This window comes from methanotrophic endosymbiont of Bathymodiolus puteoserpentis (Logatchev), assembly GCF_900128525.1.
GTDB lineage: Bacteria > Pseudomonadota > Gammaproteobacteria > Methylococcales > Methylomonadaceae > Methyloprofundus.
Genome location: NZ_FQTQ01000052.1, coordinates 1 through 19,212 on the forward strand (window position 1 = coordinate 1; position 19,212 = coordinate 19,212).

The window sequence follows — 19,212 nt, forward strand, 5'->3', positions numbered from 1 at the left end:
TTTTGAGTAAGGTTTTATCTTGGGTCGATTTTAAATAAAGTTTATGAGTTGCATCATTATAATTCTTAAATTGAACTTGCCTAAATTAATTTGTGCTCATTCCTTACTTTTAAATTTTCATCAGCTTGTCCTGTCGCTGTTTGCGCCACGACCACACGCTTTTGTGTTTCCTGAATGGCTAACCAAGCTTGGCGAACCTGCAACTGAATAGCACTAATTAAATCATTACGCTGCGAATTTACAGCAAGTGCCTGGCTGTTTAAAGCATCACTACGGTGCGCTGTTGAACCATCATATATTTGCCATTGTACCGAGGCATTCGCCATCCACATGCCTTCGTAGGTTTGATACTTATTTTGCGTATACTGATAACCACCACTGACATTGACTTGCGGCCATAAACCCGCCTTAACACTTGCAGCTTGCTCCTCTAACGCATGCACTTGCGCGGTCAGCCCACTTAATTCTGTTCGTTTCAATAAGGCTTGCTGACTCAATGTTACGTAGTCACCTTGTGGCACCTCAGGAAACTGTTCAATAAGTTCAACATCTGCCATTAAATCACGATTCAATAATTGATTGTAATTAGCTTTAGCTATTTGTAAGCTATTTTCCTGCTGTAATACTAATTGCTTTGCATTGCTCAGCTCAACATCTGCAGCTAACAAGTCATTACGCGCGACCATACCTTGTTGATAGAGATTATGCACATCTTTAGCATGAGATTTTAGGCTGATAACATGACTCTGCGCAACTTGCAATGCTTTCTCAGCACGGAAAATAGCAATAAAGGCATGCGCAACTTGTAATTTTATATTTAATATCGTTGTTGTTTCGTCATGCTGACTTGCTAATGCAGCGGCTTCTGCAGCTTCAATACTATGACTAATACGACCACTAGTAAAAACAGGTAAGCTAATGATTGCCTGTGCATTGGCACTTCCTGCTGAGCTTATAGGGAACTGCACAGAGTTACCGTCTAAATGAGTTTCTGCCGAAGGTGTATCACTTAATTGCGTGTACCCACCACTCACATTAAACTGCGGCAGGCGCTGCCCTTGGGCTGCAAATATTTCCTGTTTGGCCGCCTGACTATTGGCTTTTGCTGCAAAAATACGCTGGTTTTTATTCACCGCTTCAGTAAAGGCTTGCTCTAATGTTTCCGCAGCAACCCCTGACTTAGTAAAGAATAAGGCAAGCAAACAAATACTTTTTCTATTTATGCGCATATAAAAATCCTTGCATATAAAATTTCACCACTTTATTAATATGTTCTGTTTTTTCTGCTTCTGATGGTGCTGCTTTAATCCCTAAAAGACACTGAAAATGTAAATCACCCTTTAGCATACTAAAAAATGCATCCGCAGCAACCGCTGTATCTGGAATATTCACCTGTTCATGCTGATTAATTTTTTCCAAATAATGCTCTAATAATACCAACGCTGCCTGCGGCCCACTGTTATAAACTAATAGTCCTAATTCAGGAAACGTATGGCATTCAGAAATCACCAGTCGATAAATAGCCAATGCGTCTTCAGCAAAGATTAAATCAACAAAACCAACAGCAATCTTGTTTAGATTATTTTCTACACTATCTGATTCTACTAACACACTATCTATGGTTTGTAATAAAACAGTACATAACTCCCTGATAACTGCTGCTAATAAATCACTCTTGCTGGCGAAATACTTATACAATGTCGCTTTAGAAACAGGGGCAGCCTGAGCAATTTTATCCATGCTAACGGCATTAAAACCCTGTTCAAGAAAGAGCGTTGTAGCACCTTTAAGAATGCTTTGTCGCTTTGAATGGCTAACGTTTAAAGTCATGCTTTTTATATGATATATTTATTCTATACTTTATAACCCAAGAAAATATAAACTAAACTGTTCAGTTTAGCAAGAGTTAGTTCTCTCCCGCTACTTTAACTTAGACACACACTTAACCCAGCCTTTGAAAATAGCGATCAAAAGCCAATACCACACAACCCAAAGCGACAAGCATTATTAAATGCACATTTCTAATGCTGCAAATCAAATGCGCCTAAACAACAGTTAATGCTAAAATATCCATTTTTTCACATCTTATTAAGTGAATCGTGCCTAAAACGTTCCCCCGCATAGCATTAACCCCTGGCGAACCCGCTGGAATTGGTCCTGATTTGTGCATACAACTTGCACAACAAGATCTAGCCTGCCAATTAGTCGTCATTGCCGACCCTAAATTACTAGATCAGCGCGCTAAACAGCTAAATTTACCTTTAAAAATTGAATTATTTGACTCCGAACAAGCTATATCAGCTCATATTGCCGGCACATTGACTGTGTTGCCTTGCTTGTTAAACACTCCAGCTGAATGCGGTATATTAAATAAAAACAACAGCGCTTATGTATTAAAAACCATTAAAATAGCAACCCAAGGCTGCGTTTCAGGTTTATTTTCTGCCATGCTAACCGGACCGGTACATAAAGGTATTATTAATGATGCAGGCATTGCATTTACCGGTCATACTGAATTTATTGCCAATATAACTGGCGGCCATCCAGTCATGATGTTAGCCACCGAAGGTTTACGCGTTGCTTTAGTAACCACGCACTTACCCTTAAAAGAAGTTAGCACGGCAATCACCTCAGAAACATTAAATACAGTGATTCAATTACTGGATAAGGATTTACGCCTACGCTTTGGCATAGAAAATCCACGCATTTTAGTGTGCGGATTAAATCCGCATGCAGGTGAAGGTGGACATTTAGGGCGTGAAGAAATTGATGTTATCGAGCCGGTATTGAATCAATGCCGTGCATCAGGTATTAACTTACAAGGCCCCTTGCCTGCTGACACTTTATTTACCGATAAATATCTAGTCAATGCCGATGCTGTATTAGCAATGTATCACGATCAAGGCCTACCCGTTTTAAAATACAAAGGCTTTGGCAAAGCAGTTAATATTACCTTAGGCTTACCTATTATTCGTACTTCAGTCGATCATGGCACAGCATTAGACTTAGCTGGAACAGGCAAAGCAGACGCAGGAAGTATCCTTTATGCTTTACAAACGGCCATGCAAATGTCCAGTCACTTAGATAAGTATTAATATGGCACATATAGCACGCAAACGTTTTGGTCAAAACTTTTTACATGACCATCATATTATCAGCAATATTCTTGGCTCACTTGCTTACAATAAAAACCAGCATTGGGTAGAAATTGGCCCCGGGCAAGGCGCACTAACCGAGTCCATCCTAAATGACGGCATACAACTGGATGTTGTTGAATTAGATCGTGATTTAGTACGCTTTTTAGATTTCAAATTTCGCAACTTTAGTAATCTAACTATCCACAGCTCTGATGCCTTAAAATTTGATTTCTCTGCCTTAGCCACCCAAGGCGAGAAACTGCATATCTTAGGCAATCTGCCCTACAATATTTCCACGCCGCTGATGTTTCATTTATTGGAAAATACACCGCTGATTGCGGATATGACCTTTATGCTGCAAAAAGAAGTGGTTGACAGAATTTGTGCAGCACCAGGCAATAAAAAATACGGTCGCTTGAGTGTTATGATGCAATATTATTGCGCGACTGAGCACTTATTTGATGTGCCACCAGAAAGCTTTAATCCAGCACCCAAAGTGATGTCTTCGATTGTGCGTTTAATACCATATGCACAACCGCCGGTCATTATCGACTCTATTAAATCACTAAATACTGTCGTCACTGCAGCTTTTTCACAACGGCGCAAAACATTACGTAACTCACTTAAAAAACTCATACTTGAGGCTAATATTATTGCGCTGGATATTGATCCAACAATACGTGCAGAATGTTTATCGCTAGAAGACTTTGCTAAAATCAGTCAATTTGTACACCAAAACCCTTTACCAGAGGAATAAGTGACTCGTCATTAATCAAGAACTAGGACAGACTAAAGTTCTGTCCCTCCCGCATTCTTTTTAAATTAATTGCCCTCAGGTACGAATGATGCTGCGCTTCACCGCTAATCTAAGCTTATTATTTACAGAAGTTCCTCTGATTAACCGCTTTGCAGTAGCAAAAGCTAGTGGCTTTAATGCAGTTGAAATTCAATTTCCTTATGAACTCAGCGCGCAAATAATAAAAACTGAGTTAGATGCGCAACAATTACAACTGGTCTTATTTAATGTCGCTGCCGATGATTTATTACAAGGCGGTGAAGGCCTAGCCGCAGTCCCAGAAAAACAGACACAATTTGAAACCGCTGTTGCACAAGCTGTCGAATATGCACAAATACTCAAGCCTGAAGCAATTAATATTTTACCCGGCTGCTGCTTTGATAATGAACACCTTGCAGCATATCAAGACACCTTTAAAAAAAATTTACACTACGCGTTGGCTGCATTTTCACCTTTAGGTATTAAAACTGTTTTCGAGGCTATTAATACACGGGATATGCCTCACTTTATCATACACAGCAGCGCACAAATGTTAGACATAATGACAGAAATCAAACACCCAGACTTATTAATGCAATATGATATTTACCATAGCTTAGTGATGAAAGAAAACCCGACTTCTTTTATTGCTCAATACAGCGATAAAATCGGCCATATTCAATTCGCCGATTACCCTGGCAGGCATGAACCTGGAACAGGCAATATTAACTTCCAGCAACTCTTCTCAGTCATTAAAACATCAGGCTATGCAGGCTGGATAGGTGCTGAATATAAACCTTTAAACTCAAGCACAAGTTCTTTAAGTTGGCTTAGAAACGCCTATTAAAGACTTTCTAACTCAGGCTGAAGAATCATATTAATGCACTTAAAGTACATAAAAACGGGTCTCAATGACCCGCTCAATTAATTCAATCTAACCGACAAAAAACTACACCCTAAATTGTCCCACTAGAGCCTCTAACTCCTCAGAAAGTCTCGCTAAATCACGGCTCGCAGTTAAAGTATTATTTGCTGTAGTCACGCTACTATCAGCAATTTCGCTAATCCCAATGATATTTCGATTAATCTCTTCAGTGACAGAGCTCTGCTCTGATGAAGCAGTAGCAATTTGCGCATTCATATCATTTATAGTTGAAATAGCTTGGGTAATAGCCGTCAGAGCAATACCTGAATCCGTTGCCCGTTCAACACTTTTACCCGCCATTTTTTGACTTGCCCCCATAGCAATAACAGCACTTTTTGCGCCCGCCTGTAATTTTTCAATCATCGTCTGAATTTCGTTCGTTGATGATTGCGTCCTGCTTGCCAAAGTACGCACCTCATCAGCAACAACCGCAAAACCTCGTCCATGCTCACCAGCTCGTGCCGCTTCAATAGCTGCATTTAATGCCAGTAAATTAGTTTGCTCAGAAACACTACGAATAACCTCTAAAATACTACCGATATCACCTACATCAGCTTCCAATTGCTGAATAACTGTCGTAGCCTGATCTATCTCACCAGCTAAAGAACCAATAGAGCTAACGGCCTCAGAGACAACACGCTTGCCCTCATTCGCCTGGTTATCAGCATCACCCGCTGCTACCGCCGCATTAGAAGCATTACGCGAAACCTCAACAACGGTTGCAGACATTTCTGTAATTGCTGAGGCAACTTGCTCTGTATTTTCTTTTTGCTGACGCACACCGCTTAAGTTTTGCTCTACCGTTGATGATAATTGTTCAGCGTGTTTTGCTAGACCACGCGAGTGCTGATTAACACTCGTCATAATATTTTGTAAATTGGCAGCTGCACGATCAAATTCAACAGCCATAACACCAATTTCATCGGTCGGACTAAAACGTGAACGCGCAGTTAAGTTACCTTTACCAAAAGAAACGGCAAAAGCACTTAAAGCTTTAAGTGATTGCACAATATTATTAGGAATAACAATAGCTAGGCCTACCCCTAATACAAGGCCAATTAATAAGGCTATCATAATAATAAATCCTGCCTGCTGAACTAAAGCCATAGTTTCTTGGGCAATAACAGCTACCTTTTCCCAGCCATCATTTTCTGCGTTTAGAGCAGATTGCCGTGCATCAAAGGCAATCTTATCCATATTATGAATAATTTTTTGCAAATTATCATCATTTGCAATCCATTTTTCTGCTGCTTTCGCGTAATTTTTAGTCGCAAGACGCGCCGTTTCAATACGCTTTAACTCTGAAGCATCTGGATTTTTTTCTTGTAAAGCGGTATATAAACCCATCAGCTTAGGCAATTCAACTTGCATCATCTGATAGTATTTACGATCTTTATATAATCGCTCTTGCTTTTCATGCTGAATGATTGCGTAAGCCAAAGACTTAATTTTATTAACTACAATATATTTTTGCACCTTAATATTAAGTGAATAAGGCGTTGTTCCTTGGCGCATTAACGCCGCATATTCTTGCTCTTGCTTGAGTGCAAACTGACCTGCCTCATTAATAACAGTTTTACCCATCTGACCCATGGTTGCAACTGCTTTTTGATTATCTAATAAAGCGCCTACCCCACGTTCATATAAATTCCTAAACTCCATAACATTGCGTTTAACAGCAGCTGACTGAGCTAATAAGCTTTGATCATTGAATTGATTAGCCAAAGCATCTACTGCAGCTAAATCTTTATCCATTTTGGCTAAAACATCTTTAGCTCGCTGATGTATTTCTGGCTTTTCATAAAGTAAATAACGTAATTGCTCAATAGTTGCATCATAAGCCCCCGCATGTACATCAACCGCTAAATGAACCGCTGGCACCTTCCACTGGGCTATTTCACTAACACTCTCCCCTAAGCTATAAATATATTTCCATGCTAATCCGCCAACAATCAATAAAATCAAAATTAAACCAGAAAAACTCAGTACCAACTTATTACGAATGGTCATAAAAATCCTTATAAAATTGCGCCAAAACTATTCCCCATACTTGCTAATATCTTATCGACCTAATAGCTAATTTCTTTAAACTTTTTTATCATTTATTCTCACTGTTGATTACATTATCCCTATTGCACAGGCACATTTCTATACTGATATTAAGAGGAGCATGGCATAAAGGTGAAAAGTGAGAGAAGGATTTTAGCTTAGCATGCGCCAAACCTGACTAAATAAAGTCACTACAGCGGCTAACTACGCTGCTTGCACTGGGATAGAATGACTCGTTCTAATCATCTCATTTTGGTCATTAAAATAGACTAATTTGGGCTTAAAATCTTGTAACTCTAGCTCATCTAATTGAGCATAAGTACAAATAATAATATAGTCCCCTGGACAAGCTCTGCGTGCTGCCGCACCATTAATAGAAAAAATACCTGAGCCGTCTTCGGCCCGAATAGCATAAGTGGTAAAACGTTCGCCATTATTGACATTATAAATCTGGATTTGTTCATATTCTCTTATGCCAGAATAATCCAGTATCTTGCCATCAATAGCGCAAGAGCCCTCATAGCCTAATTCAGCATGAGTTACCGTTGCTCTGTGTAATTTTGCTTTAAGCATTGTAATTTGCATATCAGTCTACGATCTCTAAAAATTTTGGAACCCAATATTATCACAAATTAATCTCATACATACAAGACGTTAGTTTTCAATATCTACTTGTATATTATCAATTAAACGTGTTTTACCTATCCTAGCCGCCACCAAAATCACAATTTCAGTGTCTTCCTTGTTAGCCGCAAGCAAATCTTTACGCTTACAAATCGAGAAATAATCTGGCTCAAACCCCTGCTCCGCTAAAAATTCAATTTGCTGTTTTTCTATATCACTATAAGCGAGTTTTTTATTCTGTATCAAGGCTGCAGCCACACATAATGACAAATACAGTTGTGCTGCTTGCTCTCGCTGTTCAGTCGTCAAATAAGCATTGCGCGAACTCATTGCCAAGCCATCTGACTCACGCACTGTTGGCACAGAAACAATGTCTACTGGCAAATTCAAATCAGCCACCATGGCATTTATCACCGTTAATTGCTGAAAATCTTTTTCACCAAAAAAAGCTTTATCTGGCTGCACAATATTCAATAATTTACAGACTACGGTAGCAACCCCATCAAAATGCCCCGGCCTTGCAGCACCACAATGATTTTCAGACACCTGACTAACGCTAACTTTGGTTAACTCGTTAACCGGGTACATCTCTTCAACACTCGGCATAAAAACGACATCCACACCTACACCCTGTAATTTTTCCTGATCAGCGTGCTCAGTTCGAGGGTATAGCGAGAAATCTTCACCCGCACCAAATTGTGTGGGATTGACAAAAATACTAACAACAACTCGGTCTGCTTGCCCTTTTGCTTTATTAACTAACTGTAAATGTCCTGCGTGCAAGTTACCCATAGTGGGTACAAAAGCAACACTTTCACCTGCCCTACGCCACTGTTTAAGCAATTCACGTAAAGCTTTAATATCAATAGTACACTTCATGCGCTTAAAAACTATGCTCTGCTAAGGGAAACTGGCATTCTTTTACTTCTTGCACATAAGCCTGAATTGCCTCAAAAATAGAGTCTACTTGCTGCATATAATTTTTTGTAAAACGCGGTATTTTTCCTAAACTAATACCTAACATGTCGTAAACCACGAGGACTTGACCATCACAATCCACACCTGCACCAATACCTATCACAGGAATACTTAATTGCGCGCTAATCTGTTGCGCTAAAGCAGCAGGAACACATTCCAAAATAAGCACCTGAGCACCTGCCTGCTCTACCTGTAATGCATCCGCTAAAATATTTTCCGCTGCATTGGCATCCTTGCCTTGTACAGCATATTTCCCTAACTGATAAATTGACTGCGGCAACAAACCTAAATGCGCACAAACTGGAATGCCTTGGCGCACCATAAACTCAATATTTTCTATGCGTGCACCTTCTAATTTAACCATTTTCGCACCGCCTTGCTGAATGAGTAAAGCCGCATTTTGAGCTGCCTGTATTGGTGTGGCATTACTCATAAAAGGTAAATCAGCAATAATAAATGCCTGCTGGCTACCACGACTCACTATTTGCGTATGGTAAAGCATATCTTGCATACTAACCGGTAAGGTGCTTGAGTGGCCTTGAACAACCATTCCTAAAGAGTCACCGACTAACAAAACATCAATACCCGCTCGATCTATCAGCGCGGCAAAAGTAGCATCATAAGCCGTTAAGCTGGTAATTTTTTGCCCCGATTGCTTCATTTTTTGTAAATCAATAATCGTTTTGGTTTTTACTTGCGTTACTGTTGTGTATTGACTCATTAAGCTAATCTCACCAATCCATCTAAAGGGCAATGTCGAACCAAAGTAGCTATATATCCAAGCTCAGGCACCTGCAAAGACGGCGCTATTTCTTGCAAAGGATAAAGTACAAAAGCACGCTCAGCCATCCCATAATGCGGCACAATCAAATCCGGCTGCTGAATGACTTGCTGACCATAAAGCAATATATCCAAATCTAGAGTTCTTGCACCCCAGCGCTCATCTTTACGTACGCGCCCATGATCTAACTCTATTTTTTGCAAACAATGCAAAAGCTCAAGAGCAGGCAAGCTCGTCTCAACTGCCATCACAGCATTAACATAATCCGGCTGATCTTGAGGCCCCATAGGCGGGCTGCGATAGAGACTAGAAAAAGCAGTCTCTTGAATGGCGCTTAAAGCATTTATTGCCTGCCTCGCTTCTTTTATTTGCACTTCAGGCGTTGCTAGGTTACTACCTAGCCCAATATAAACAATTACTTTAGTCATCTATCTGTGATTTTACTATGGGTTTGCGTCTACGCCTGCGTTTTTTAGGTCCGCTCCTTTTTAAATTAGCGACCATATTTTTTTGTTCACTTTCTGAGACATTTTGAAACTCAGTCCACCAATCTGCCAACGCTTTATCCGCACCACCTGTTTCCGCACGTAAAACCAGAAAATCATAAGCCGCCCTAAACTTAGGATGACTCAATAAACGAAAAGCTTTCGAACCTCCGCGCGCTATAAATCGTGGCTGCATAGCCCAGACATCACGCATTGCCATACCTATATACTTGGGAAAAGCAGTATGCTGCACTTGCTCTGCAATAACCTTGCTAGCCGCTTGCTGATAAGCGATTGACTCAGGTAATCCAGCAGTAATATTTGCCTCTGCCTGAGTACTAACTGCATCCCACAAAAAAGTAGAAAACAGAAAGTAAGGCGCAATACTTTTACCCTCAACAATACGCTGATCAGTATTTTCTAAGGCTTTAGCAATAAACATTTTTGGGAAACCGTTGTCTTCGCTACTTAAGCTTTTCTCCGCTGCTGGATATAAATACTGAAACAAACCATAATGTCTTAGCATTTCATAGGTTTGCACTGCATAGCCCGATAAGAATAACTTGAGCGCTTCATCTTGTAATCTTGCTGCTGGAATATTAGCTAACAACTCCGCCAATTCAAAAATAGGTTTTTCACAATCAGGGTTTACCGTAAAACCTAATTTCACAGCAAAACGTACTAATCTGATCATACGTACCGGATCTTCACGATAGCGCAACTCTGGCTCACCAATAAGGCGAATAACACCTGCTTTATGATCCTCCATACCGCCAACATAATCGACGATTGAAAAGTCTTTAATATTATAATATAGCGCATTCACGGTGAAATCACGACGTACCGCATCCTCTGCTAATGTGCCATAACTGTTATCGCGCAATAAGCGTCCCTCTTGATCTGCCTTAGGCGCACTTTTAGCATTATCTCCTGCCCCTCTAAAAGTAGCCACTTCAATCATGTCACGACCAAACACTACATGTGCCAAACGAAAGCGTCGCCCAACGATTCGACAATTACGAAAAGCCCGCTTAACCTGCTCAGGACTAGCATTAGTGGCAACATCAAAATCTTTCGGCTCACGCCCTAGTAACAAGTCTCGCACACAACCGCCCACTAAATAAGCGTCATAGCCTTCGCTTTTTAAACGATATAAAACCTTCAAAGCATTTTTATTGATTTGACTGCGTGAAATATTATGCTCTGGTCGCGTATAAATCTTAGGCCCACCTACTGCCGACTTATTTTCTTGGATTTCAGGTGCTGAAGCGACCTCAACCGAGTTAATACTGCTAGTTTTATTTATAATTTTTTTAAAAAAACTTAAAATTGTTCTCTTCCTTTTTTAACTTAATGATTCAAACCACCATTTAAACCTGACTTATAGATAACGCACAATAAACAAGCCCCTATATTGCGCAGAATTTTTGTTTGTCTTCAAAGCCTGCTCCACACTTGAGACGGGGATGTAAAAACGAGCAAGATGGCGACGTGTTGCGAACTACCTTATATTGTAACTTACCAAAGCTACATATAACACCTGTAAACTTTTTGCTTTTTTTTATATTTCGTGCGATTACGGATACACTGTTATAGCGAGTTTTTAGTCAAGAGAAGACGCTAAAACAGGCGCATAGCAACCCTGTAACTGTTTCAACAACGCAGCTACCAGCACAAATCAACCGTTAGAAATCCGGTAGTTGTGACTGAGCGGAGTATATTCATGCTAGATAGATAACATGTCTTTTATAGCAGGTCTACTGTCCTATATAGGGCAGAAGGTATAAAGTAACCACTACAAAAAACACGCAAATATTTAATGGATTTTCTTTTACAAAAAAGGTGATTATATAGTAGAATCACTTATCACTACGCACTTAAATCTTGAAATATACTATTATCACTCACTCTACAGTAGCTAAAGCTTTAAGTAAGTGAACTAAAAAATACACCGGAGGAACCAATGTTTAAAAAATTATTTGGCGCTTTTATAGATCACCCATTTCTAGCAAGTCTTTTTATATCTGACTTATTTATCTTGCTTTTCCACAAGCCACCTTTCTTATTTTCATTAGTTATGCTTAGTGGGTTAATGGCTTACTGCATGTTTATAGGGCAAAAACTGTCTTTATTCAAAGTTTAATCATTGACTAAACAAAAGCAGCAAAAACCTGGCACAGCAACCCCTGCAATGCCGGGTTTTTTTCGTTATTTCGCAGCTATTTTTTATGACCTGCTTTTGCTTATTGCTATTTTCTTTTTAGCAACGGCAATACTACTTCCCTTTAATGCAGGCGAAGCAATTAAATCTCCTCTCGTATTTCCTTTATATTTATATTCAATTGGTTTTTTATTTTATGGCTGGTTTTGGACGCACGGCGGTCAAACACTAGGCCTGCAAGCTTGGAAGTTACGTTTAGTCAGCAATAGCTCAGCTAGTATAAGCTGGCAACAAGCCTTTATACGCTACCTAAGTGCTTCACTGCTATTGGGGTTTGGTTTTTTATGGCGTATTTGGCAAAAAGACCGTAAAACATTACAAGATTTAAGCTCTCAGTCCTATATTATACGTACAGATACTAACGCAGACGACTAATCGCATACAACGCCCTTAGAAGCACCAAGCAACTTGGGAGCACAGCAACAAGTAACGGATTCAACCCATAAACCACTCCCATCTGCCCCACTGCATTATCGACAATATTAAAAGTCATTCCAATAAGAATGCCAAGCATCATCCTTGGACCTAACGCAACGCCTCTTCCCACCCCAACAACAAAAGGTACGGATACTAACAGCATTACTAAAGTAATAAACGGGTTAATAAGTCTTGCCCAAAAAGCTAATTCATATTTTTCGGCATCTTGTTTGTTTTCTTGTAAAAAATCAATATATTTAGACAAATCACTTAACGATAAATTTTCTGGGTCCATTACCACCACATCAAATACATCAGGGTCAACAGCCGAATACCAAGTCTCTTCATCAACATGTTGCGCACTGACTTTATCTGCCGAAACATACGATATTTGTACGCCTTTTAACTGCCATAGCCCTTTCTCTAAAAACCGGCCACGCTGCGCATAAAGCATTTTTTTCAAGCGCCGGTCATCACCCAGCTCATAGACAGAAATATTTGCCATATCACCAGCAGTATAAATATCCTTTACATTAATAAATTGTTTGCCATCACGCAACCATAAACCATTAGTCAGCCTAGTCACTGGCCTTTGTGTTTTAGCTACACTTCTTAACACTTTTGCCTTTTTTTCAGCCTCAGGTCCAACAAACTCCCCAATACCAAAAGAAAAAGCAACTAAAATCATACCAGCCATCATAACTGAGCGAATAATACCAAATACGGTAACACCCGATACTCGCATAGCCATTAACTCACGATGATTAGCCATTCCCCCCAAAACAAAAAGACTACCAAGCAAAGCCGAAGAAGGCATTAACTCATATAAATAATGAGGAATCATCAAACCCAAATACATTAAGATATGCTGTAAATCATAATCTCCCACACCTAAAGACTTGAGTTCATCCTTTAAAGAAAATATATTAAACAAAGCATAAAGGGCAAGCAAAGCAATCAACGTTCCTTTTAATACCTCCTTAATAATATAGCGATCCAAGACATTCATATCGTCTTGCCTCTTAATTTCATGAGGATCCAAGCGTAACCATATAATCTAATTAATAAAAATATAATAAAAACGCTGGCAAGTATATAAGCTCCCCAAAAGCCTAGCCACACGGGAACTTCCCCCTTCACCATCCACCTAGCATTTACCTTTTCAAAATTGGCAAAACTAAAATAAATCAAAAAAGCAGCGAACAAGTTACCATACACTCCCGCGCGCGGACTCACTTGCGCCAAAGGAACCGCCATGATAGTCAAAACAATAATACTTAAAGGTATTGATAAACGCCTGTATAACTCACGCACCCCCTCTAAATCCTGCATATTAAATAACACCTCAGTTTTCATGCCGTCATACTTGTTTTCTTTAACTCCCGCCCCACTTTCCAAGCGCATCGCATACTCACCAAAAGTCTCAAAAATAAAATCAACATCACCGGCTTTACCCTGAACACGCTCGCCATTCATAAATACTATATATAACGAGCTATTAATCATACGCACTTCCGCAGTCTCAGCAGTAATAATCCCTGCATTATTACCGCTTTTACTTTGTACAAAAATATCATGCATAACATCATCAGCACTAATGCTTTCCACATAAAAGATCAATTGGCCTTGGTTATATTCACTGAATTTACCTGCAGCAATAGCACGCACACCGATACTTTGCTTTTGCTCAAATATAACTTGTTCAACCTTATCAGCCGCCCAAGGCGAGGCATATAGCGCCATCCAAACAGATAGCAAGGCAATAGGGATTATCGCCTTAAAAACAGCTATATAAAGCCTCCCTACACCCGCACCGGCCGAAGATAACGCAGCCATTTCCTGATCCCTGTACATGCGCCCCAAAACCATTAGCACACCCACAAAAACAGCAGGCACTAAAAAGCTAGCACTGACTAAAATAATTTTTAAACCTAAAATACTGAAAATTGCTTCATTAGAAATGAGCCCATCAACAGCCATTTTCAGGATCTTGATAAAATTTCGGCTAACAATAATAACAACCAAAACAGCCAAGACCGAAAAAATTGTTTTCAGTAATTCACTTACCATCATTTTATCCATGACGGATAAAAATCGAATGTTATGCATTCATCCTCACTTGATCAGTTATAGAGTCTATACCTCACACAGCCACAGCTTTCTAGCGCCCGCATGTTATCAATAACTACGCTGCTGAAACAAAAATTAACTCATTATAAAATTCGCAATCTTTACCACGCGAAGCATATTGAACAAAACTTATGGTTTAAAAAAATAATATAACGCCTTACTCAGCGACAATTAAATTGCCGCCAAGGATGTTTATTAGAAGTATTACCCACCAACCTTATTGTATGCCAGTTCAATGTATTTTTTTATTTGCTCAAACTCTTCTGGTGTTGAGATAGTGAATTCAATTTCACCAGTACCATAATGACCAATTCTACTTACATCTCGATAACACTTTGGTGGCTCAAGAACCTCAGAAGGCTTTAGCTTTACAAATAACTTAATATTTTTGCTTTTTGCTTCCATACATACGATATTTTTAGATGACTTATACGCTATATAATACTTTTTTGGCACCTCATCTATCGCTGAATCAAGCCCTGTAACAAATTCACGAACTTCATGCATGAGTTCAATAATTTCTTTTGATCTACCTTTAAAATGCTCTTCAATTGTGTAGGTGGCTGTTGCTCTCACTTGCGCAGCTTTTTTTCCTGCTTCAACCATCACTGGGTTTTTATTAGATGCTTGAGAAATAACTGTTATTGATTTTGTATTGTGTAGTACTTCTTCCAAGTACAAGGATTTATTTGTAAATAAACGATACTTCCATAGTTCAATGTTTGCTCCCATGACCTGAACAGCATGAAGATCATATTTTTTGTAATTTGGAGCTATACAAATCACCCGTACATCTGTCCAATCAACCTTAACCCCATTTCCAAGTGTTTTTTGAACGGCAATTTCAAAATCTCCTTTATGATCTTGAATCCAGTGTAGGTAAAATAAACTTTGATTTATTAGTTCCGATGATTCAACCTTTTTGTATTCAATAATAACTGGATTATCATCTTCCGATAGTGCGAGGCTATCAATTCTTCCTGCATGTTGTGCCCCAGTTGAAAATTCGGTAGCCACAAAACGACAGTTGAAGACTTCTTCAAGGTTACATTCAATCAGAGATTGTAATTCTTTTTCGAGGGAAAAGTTTCTCTGCTCTACAGGAATAAGTTTATTTTCTAATATTTCAAATATTGGCACTTTTTATCCTTTGGCTTCTAACATTTTTAGTGTAGAGAACGATATAAACAACACAAACAAAAAGGCCGCACCCCACTAAACGTAAGATACGGCCTTTTTAATAAGAGCAGACTAGTACAGCAATCCTTAAATTTAAAACAAACAGCATAACTGTTTGTTTTAAATTATTGCTGCCCTTATACCAGCTTACATTTTTGCTAATACTTTAGCAATAGTCTCACCCATTGCCGAAGGCGTTGGCGCAATCATCACCCCCAAATCCTGAAGCATCTCTACTTTCTCTGCAGCACTCTCACCTACTGAAGAGATAATCGCCCCTGCATGCCCCATGCGACGGCCTTTAGGCGCTGTTAAGCCTGCAATATAAGCAACCAAAGGCTTGCTCATCTGCTTACTCGCATAAATACCCGCTTCAACTTCTTGTGGGCCACCAATTTCACCAATCATCAGTACAATTTTAGTCTCATCATCTTGCTCAAATTTTTCCAGAATATCACGATGAGAGCTACCGTTAATAGGGTCACCACCAATACCTACTGAAGTAGAAATACCAATGCCTAATTCTTTTAATTGGTCTGCGGCTTCATAACCTAAAGTACCTGAACGTCCAACAATACCCACCACACCTGATTGATAAATATGCCCTGGCATAATCCCTAGCATAGACTTTCCTGGGCTAATCGTCCCCGCACAGTTTGGTCCAGTCAAAATCATACGTTCTTCTTTAGGGAATTTACGCAGGTATTGTTTTACTTTCATCATATCTTGCGTTGGAATACCATCTGTAATTGCAACACAATATTTAATGCCTGCATCAGCGGCTTCCATAATAGAATCTGCTGCAAAAGCAGGTGGCACAAAAATAATACTGGCTTCAGCGCCTGCTTGTTCAACTGATTCTTTAACTGTATTAAATACGGGGCGTTCTAGGTGCGTTTGGCCACCTTTCCCAGGCGTAATGCCACCGACAACATTAGAGCCATAACGAATCATATCTTGCGCATGAAAACTACCGATTTTACCGGTAAAACCTTGCACAATCATACGCGTATCTTTATTAATTAAAATCGCCATTATGCTGCTCCTTCTTTTGCTACTTGCTCATTTCGTGCTAGAACTGCTTTTTCTGCGGCTTCTGCCAAAGTGGTTGCCGTGATAATAGGCAAACCACTATCCGCAATAATTTTACGTCCTTGCTCTACATTTGTACCTGACAAGCGCACAATCAAAGGAATCTTCATATCAATTTTGCGTACTGCATGAACCACACCTTCAGCAATCCAATCACAGCGATTAATCCCTGCAAAGATATTTACTAGCATGGCTTTAACACCTTCATCAGCCAGCACTAAACGAAATGCTTTTTCTGTACGCTCAGGTGAAGCACCGCCTCCCACATCCAAGAAATTAGCCGGTTCACCACCTGCTAGTTTAATCATATCCATAGTTGCCATCGCCAAACCAGCACCATTAATCATGCAACCAATATCACCATCCAAACCAACATAACTTAAACCGCGATCTGCCGCTGCCATTTCGCGCGAATCTTCTTGCGTTTTATCACGTAATTCAGCGATTTTCTGGCGCCGAAACAAGGCATTATCATCAAAGCCCATTTTTGCATCTAAAGTTACTAACTCACCGCCTTTAGTCACAACTAATGGGTTAATTTCTAACATATTCGCATCAAGATCGCGTACCGCGCGGTAACAGCCAGAAATTAACCGAACTGCATGACTAATTTGCGTCGCATCCAGCCCCAAAGCAAAAGCCATTTCACGCGCTTGAAAATCTAATAAACCGACTGCTGGATCAATATAGATTTTTTTGATCGCATCAGGGTTATTTTCAGCTAAATCTTCAATTTCCATCCCGCCTTGAGCAGAACCCACCATAACGATACGCTCATGAGAGCGATCTACTAAAAAACTGAAATATAATTCTTTCGCTATATCAGTGCCAGCTTCGACATACAAGCGCAAACATACTTTTCCTGCAGGACCTGTTTGATGTGTCACCATGCGCTTACCCAGCATAGCTTCAGCCGCAAGCTCAACTTCTTCCAAGGTAGAACAGATTTTAACCCCCCCTGCTTTACCACGAGCACCTGAGTGAATTTGCGCTTTAACCGCCCAAACATTACCGCCAATTTCTCTTGCCCGTAACACTGCATCTTCGGGGCTATATGCTAAGCCGCCTTCTGCAATTTTTACACCGTAACCGGCTAAGATTTCTTTCGCCTGATACTCATGAATATCCATAGCACTCTCTTAATAAATCACTAAAAATTCAACAAAAAAGGCCGCACAAAGCGACCTCTTATCTTTATCTTTGCTTGTTATGCTTTAGCAGCAATCGCTTCTGCAGTTTTTACTACATTATTTGCCATTTTCTCAGATGCTGCATCAATTAAACGCCCATCTAGTGCCGCAGCACCTTTGCCTTGCGCAGCCGCTTCTTTTAAAGCTTGTAAAATACGCTTAGCTTTTTCCACTTCTGTAACTGGCGGGGTAAATACTTCATTAGCCAAAGCAATTTGTGACGGATGAATAGCCCATTTCCCTTCGCAACCTAAAGCTGCGGCTCTTCTTGCTGCGTCTTTAAAACCTTCTGGATCTTTAATATCACCAAATGGCCCATCAATAGCACGCAGACCATAAGCACGACAAGCAACCGTCATACGACTAATCGCAAAATGCCATTGATCGCCTGGATAATCTGGATTTAAACCACCAATATTAGTCGTTCTTGCACGGTTGCTTGCTGCATAATCTGCAACACCAAAATGCAGGGCTTCTAAACGTCCGCCCAAAGCACCTTGTTTAGCAATATCTTCAACATTTGCCATACCTAATGCTGTTTCAATTAAGCATTCGATACCAATTTTTTTAGTCATCCCTTGTTGCATTTCTAGCTGATTAAGCATTGCTTCAACCATATAGACATCACTGTAAACACCGACTTTAGGTATTAAAATCGTGTCTATTTTATCACCACACTGCTCGACTAAATCAACGACATCACGCACCATATATTGCGTATCTAAACCATTGATGCGAATAGAAACAGTAATACCGTGTCCCGCCCAATCTAATTCATTAATTGCTTTAATGACATTTTTACGCGCTTGCAACTTGTCATCAGGGGCAACAGCGTCTTCAAGATCAAGAAAAATAACGTCCACGCCACTTTTTAATGCTTTTTCGAACATTTCTGGGCTTGACCCTGGAACAGCTAATTCACAACGATGAACACGCTGTGCATTGGCTTCATATAATGTATGACTCATTAATAGCTTCCTACTTAATAAAATTTTTTAAAGGTACTTATCACGCACTTGACTCGCCATCCATGCCAAAATCAAAATTAACCGTTCATTTTACTGCTAAGCCTAGCAATGTCAATGACTAGTTGAGTGGCTAAGGAATGTGCATGAAATAACTTAGGCAACTTATAAAGTTGTTGCGTCAGGAATGGCAGTATAATTCCATTGCCTCAGGTGCTCATCAAATACAATTCGCATTGACTCTTTAAAACCCTCTGCAACTTT

At 39.8% G+C, this 19,212-nt stretch carries 18 protein-coding genes; 4 read left to right on the forward strand and 14 right to left on the reverse strand.

All coding sequences use genetic code 11. The features are described from left to right. Positions 1–80: 80 nt before the first annotated feature. Both BQ7314_RS03320 and BQ7314_RS03325 read right to left on the reverse strand, forming a co-directional pair. Positions 81–1,229: a TolC family protein gene (locus BQ7314_RS03320; protein ID WP_174482293.1), complete on the reverse strand. Its 1,149-nt coding sequence runs from the start codon at positions 1,227–1,229 to the stop codon at positions 81–83. Next, on the reverse strand, positions 1,216–1,830 hold the full coding sequence (locus tag BQ7314_RS03325; protein WP_174482294.1) for a TetR/AcrR family transcriptional regulator: 615 nt from the start codon (positions 1,828–1,830) through the stop codon (positions 1,216–1,218). Before BQ7314_RS03325 ends, BQ7314_RS03320 begins: the two co-directional genes overlap by 14 nt. A 266-nt stretch (positions 1,831–2,096) precedes the next feature. On the opposite strand from BQ7314_RS03325, the gene pdxA reads away from it, so the two are divergent. The 3 genes from pdxA (at position 2,097) to BQ7314_RS03340 (ending at position 4,759) form a co-directional block, all read left to right on the forward strand. Continuing rightward, positions 2,097–3,095 carry a 4-hydroxythreonine-4-phosphate dehydrogenase PdxA gene (gene pdxA, locus BQ7314_RS03330; RefSeq protein ID WP_174482308.1) on the forward strand — a complete coding sequence of 333 codons (999 nt, stop codon included), beginning with the start codon at positions 2,097–2,099 and terminating at the stop codon, positions 3,093–3,095. A 1-nt stretch (position 3,096) separates the two neighbouring features. Next, a complete protein-coding gene (gene rsmA, locus BQ7314_RS03335) occupies positions 3,097–3,894 on the forward strand; it encodes a 16S rRNA (adenine(1518)-N(6)/adenine(1519)-N(6))-dimethyltransferase RsmA (RefSeq protein ID WP_174482295.1) in 798 nt (265 codons plus the stop codon). An 88-nt stretch (positions 3,895–3,982) separates the two neighbouring features. Further along, entirely contained in the window at positions 3,983–4,759 is a 777-nt protein-coding gene (locus tag BQ7314_RS03340; RefSeq protein WP_174482296.1) for a hydroxypyruvate isomerase family protein, read from the forward strand. 102 nt (positions 4,760–4,861) lie between these two features. Here the strand turns inward: BQ7314_RS03340 and BQ7314_RS03345 are convergent, their stop codons facing one another. From BQ7314_RS03345 to pcnB, 6 genes are all read right to left on the reverse strand, one after another. Further along, positions 4,862–6,847 (reverse strand): HAMP domain-containing methyl-accepting chemotaxis protein, encoded by a 1,986-nt coding sequence (locus tag BQ7314_RS03345; RefSeq protein WP_174482297.1) that lies wholly within the window; start codon positions 6,845–6,847, stop codon positions 4,862–4,864. A 243-nt stretch (positions 6,848–7,090) separates the two neighbouring features. Further along, a complete protein-coding gene (gene panD / locus BQ7314_RS03350) occupies positions 7,091–7,471 on the reverse strand; it encodes an aspartate 1-decarboxylase (RefSeq protein WP_174482298.1) in 381 nt (126 codons plus the stop codon). Positions 7,472–7,540: 69 nt separating this feature from the next. After that, positions 7,541–8,389, reverse strand: a complete 849-nt coding sequence (panC, locus tag BQ7314_RS03355; protein WP_174482299.1) for a pantoate--beta-alanine ligase — start codon at positions 8,387–8,389, stop codon at positions 7,541–7,543. A gap of 4 nt (positions 8,390–8,393) precedes the next feature. Continuing rightward, positions 8,394–9,209 carry a 3-methyl-2-oxobutanoate hydroxymethyltransferase gene (gene panB / locus BQ7314_RS03360; protein ID WP_174482300.1) on the reverse strand — a complete coding sequence of 272 codons (816 nt, stop codon included), beginning with the start codon at positions 9,207–9,209 and terminating at the stop codon, positions 8,394–8,396. Next, entirely contained in the window at positions 9,209–9,697 is a 489-nt protein-coding gene (folK, locus tag BQ7314_RS03365; protein WP_174482301.1) for a 2-amino-4-hydroxy-6-hydroxymethyldihydropteridine diphosphokinase, read from the reverse strand. The genes panB and folK overlap by 1 nt, the downstream gene beginning before the upstream one ends. Beyond that, entirely contained in the window at positions 9,690–11,084 is a 1,395-nt protein-coding gene (gene pcnB / locus BQ7314_RS03370) for a polynucleotide adenylyltransferase PcnB (protein ID WP_342590389.1), read from the reverse strand. The genes folK and pcnB overlap by 8 nt, the downstream gene beginning before the upstream one ends. Before the next feature lie 816 nt (positions 11,085–11,900). Here pcnB and BQ7314_RS03375 point away from each other — a divergent pair. Then, on the forward strand, positions 11,901–12,350 hold the full coding sequence (locus BQ7314_RS03375) for an RDD family protein (protein ID WP_245394902.1): 450 nt from the start codon (positions 11,901–11,903) through the stop codon (positions 12,348–12,350). On the opposite strand, the gene lptG is transcribed toward BQ7314_RS03375, so the two are convergent. The 6 genes from lptG to BQ7314_RS03405 all read right to left on the reverse strand — a co-directional run bounded on the left by lptG (position 12,334) and on the right by BQ7314_RS03405 (position 18,951). Continuing rightward, positions 12,334–13,401, reverse strand: coding sequence for an LPS export ABC transporter permease LptG (gene lptG / locus BQ7314_RS03380; protein ID WP_174482302.1), 1,068 nt, complete (start codon positions 13,399–13,401; stop codon positions 12,334–12,336). The genes BQ7314_RS03375 and lptG overlap by 17 nt on opposite strands. Beyond that, positions 13,398–14,501 carry an LPS export ABC transporter permease LptF gene (lptF, locus tag BQ7314_RS03385; RefSeq protein WP_174482303.1) on the reverse strand — a complete coding sequence of 368 codons (1,104 nt, stop codon included), beginning with the start codon at positions 14,499–14,501 and terminating at the stop codon, positions 13,398–13,400. Before lptF ends, lptG begins: the two co-directional genes overlap by 4 nt. Positions 14,502–14,726: 225 nt before the next feature. Then, positions 14,727–15,662 carry a DUF5655 domain-containing protein gene (locus tag BQ7314_RS03390; RefSeq protein WP_174482304.1) on the reverse strand — a complete coding sequence of 312 codons (936 nt, stop codon included), beginning with the start codon at positions 15,660–15,662 and terminating at the stop codon, positions 14,727–14,729. A 186-nt stretch (positions 15,663–15,848) separates the two neighbouring features. Continuing rightward, positions 15,849–16,736, reverse strand: coding sequence for a succinate--CoA ligase subunit alpha (gene sucD / locus BQ7314_RS03395; protein WP_174482305.1), 888 nt, complete (start codon positions 16,734–16,736; stop codon positions 15,849–15,851). Beyond that, a complete protein-coding gene (locus BQ7314_RS03400; protein WP_174482306.1) occupies positions 16,736–17,923 on the reverse strand; it encodes a malate--CoA ligase subunit beta in 1,188 nt (395 codons plus the stop codon). Before BQ7314_RS03400 ends, sucD begins: the two co-directional genes overlap by 1 nt. 77 nt (positions 17,924–18,000) lie before the next feature. Beyond that, on the reverse strand, positions 18,001–18,951 hold the full coding sequence (locus tag BQ7314_RS03405; protein WP_174482307.1) for an HpcH/HpaI aldolase/citrate lyase family protein: 951 nt from the start codon (positions 18,949–18,951) through the stop codon (positions 18,001–18,003). Between the last annotated feature and the right edge of the window lie 261 nt (positions 18,952–19,212).

Excerpts from the sequence above, each read along its gene's own strand:
- BQ7314_RS03320 (WP_174482293.1), bottom strand. The coding sequence starts at position 1,229 with ATGCGCATAAATAGAAAAAGTATTTGTTTGCTTGCCTTATTCTTTACT.
- BQ7314_RS03325 (WP_174482294.1), bottom strand. The coding sequence starts at position 1,830 with ATGACTTTAAACGTTAGCCATTCAAAGCGACAAAGCATTCTTAAAGGT.
- rsmA (WP_174482295.1), top strand. The coding sequence starts at position 3,097 with ATGGCACATATAGCACGCAAACGTTTTGGTCAAAACTTTTTACATGAC.
- BQ7314_RS03340 (WP_174482296.1), top strand. The coding sequence starts at position 3,983 with ATGCTGCGCTTCACCGCTAATCTAAGCTTATTATTTACAGAAGTTCCT.
- BQ7314_RS03345 (WP_174482297.1), bottom strand. The coding sequence starts at position 6,847 with ATGACCATTCGTAATAAGTTGGTACTGAGTTTTTCTGGTTTAATTTTG.
- panD (WP_174482298.1), bottom strand. The coding sequence starts at position 7,471 with ATGCAAATTACAATGCTTAAAGCAAAATTACACAGAGCAACGGTAACT.
- panC (WP_174482299.1), bottom strand. The coding sequence starts at position 8,389 with ATGAAGTGTACTATTGATATTAAAGCTTTACGTGAATTGCTTAAACAG.
- panB (WP_174482300.1), bottom strand. The coding sequence starts at position 9,209 with ATGAGTCAATACACAACAGTAACGCAAGTAAAAACCAAAACGATTATT.
- folK (WP_174482301.1), bottom strand. The coding sequence starts at position 9,697 with ATGACTAAAGTAATTGTTTATATTGGGCTAGGTAGTAACCTAGCAACG.
- lptG (WP_174482302.1), bottom strand. The coding sequence starts at position 13,401 with ATGAATGTCTTGGATCGCTATATTATTAAGGAGGTATTAAAAGGAACG.
- lptF (WP_174482303.1), bottom strand. The coding sequence starts at position 14,501 with ATGCATAACATTCGATTTTTATCCGTCATGGATAAAATGATGGTAAGT.
- sucD (WP_174482305.1), bottom strand. The coding sequence starts at position 16,736 with ATGGCGATTTTAATTAATAAAGATACGCGTATGATTGTGCAAGGTTTT.
- BQ7314_RS03400 (WP_174482306.1), bottom strand. The coding sequence starts at position 17,923 with ATGGATATTCATGAGTATCAGGCGAAAGAAATCTTAGCCGGTTACGGT.
- BQ7314_RS03405 (WP_174482307.1), bottom strand. The coding sequence starts at position 18,951 with ATGAGTCATACATTATATGAAGCCAATGCACAGCGTGTTCATCGTTGT.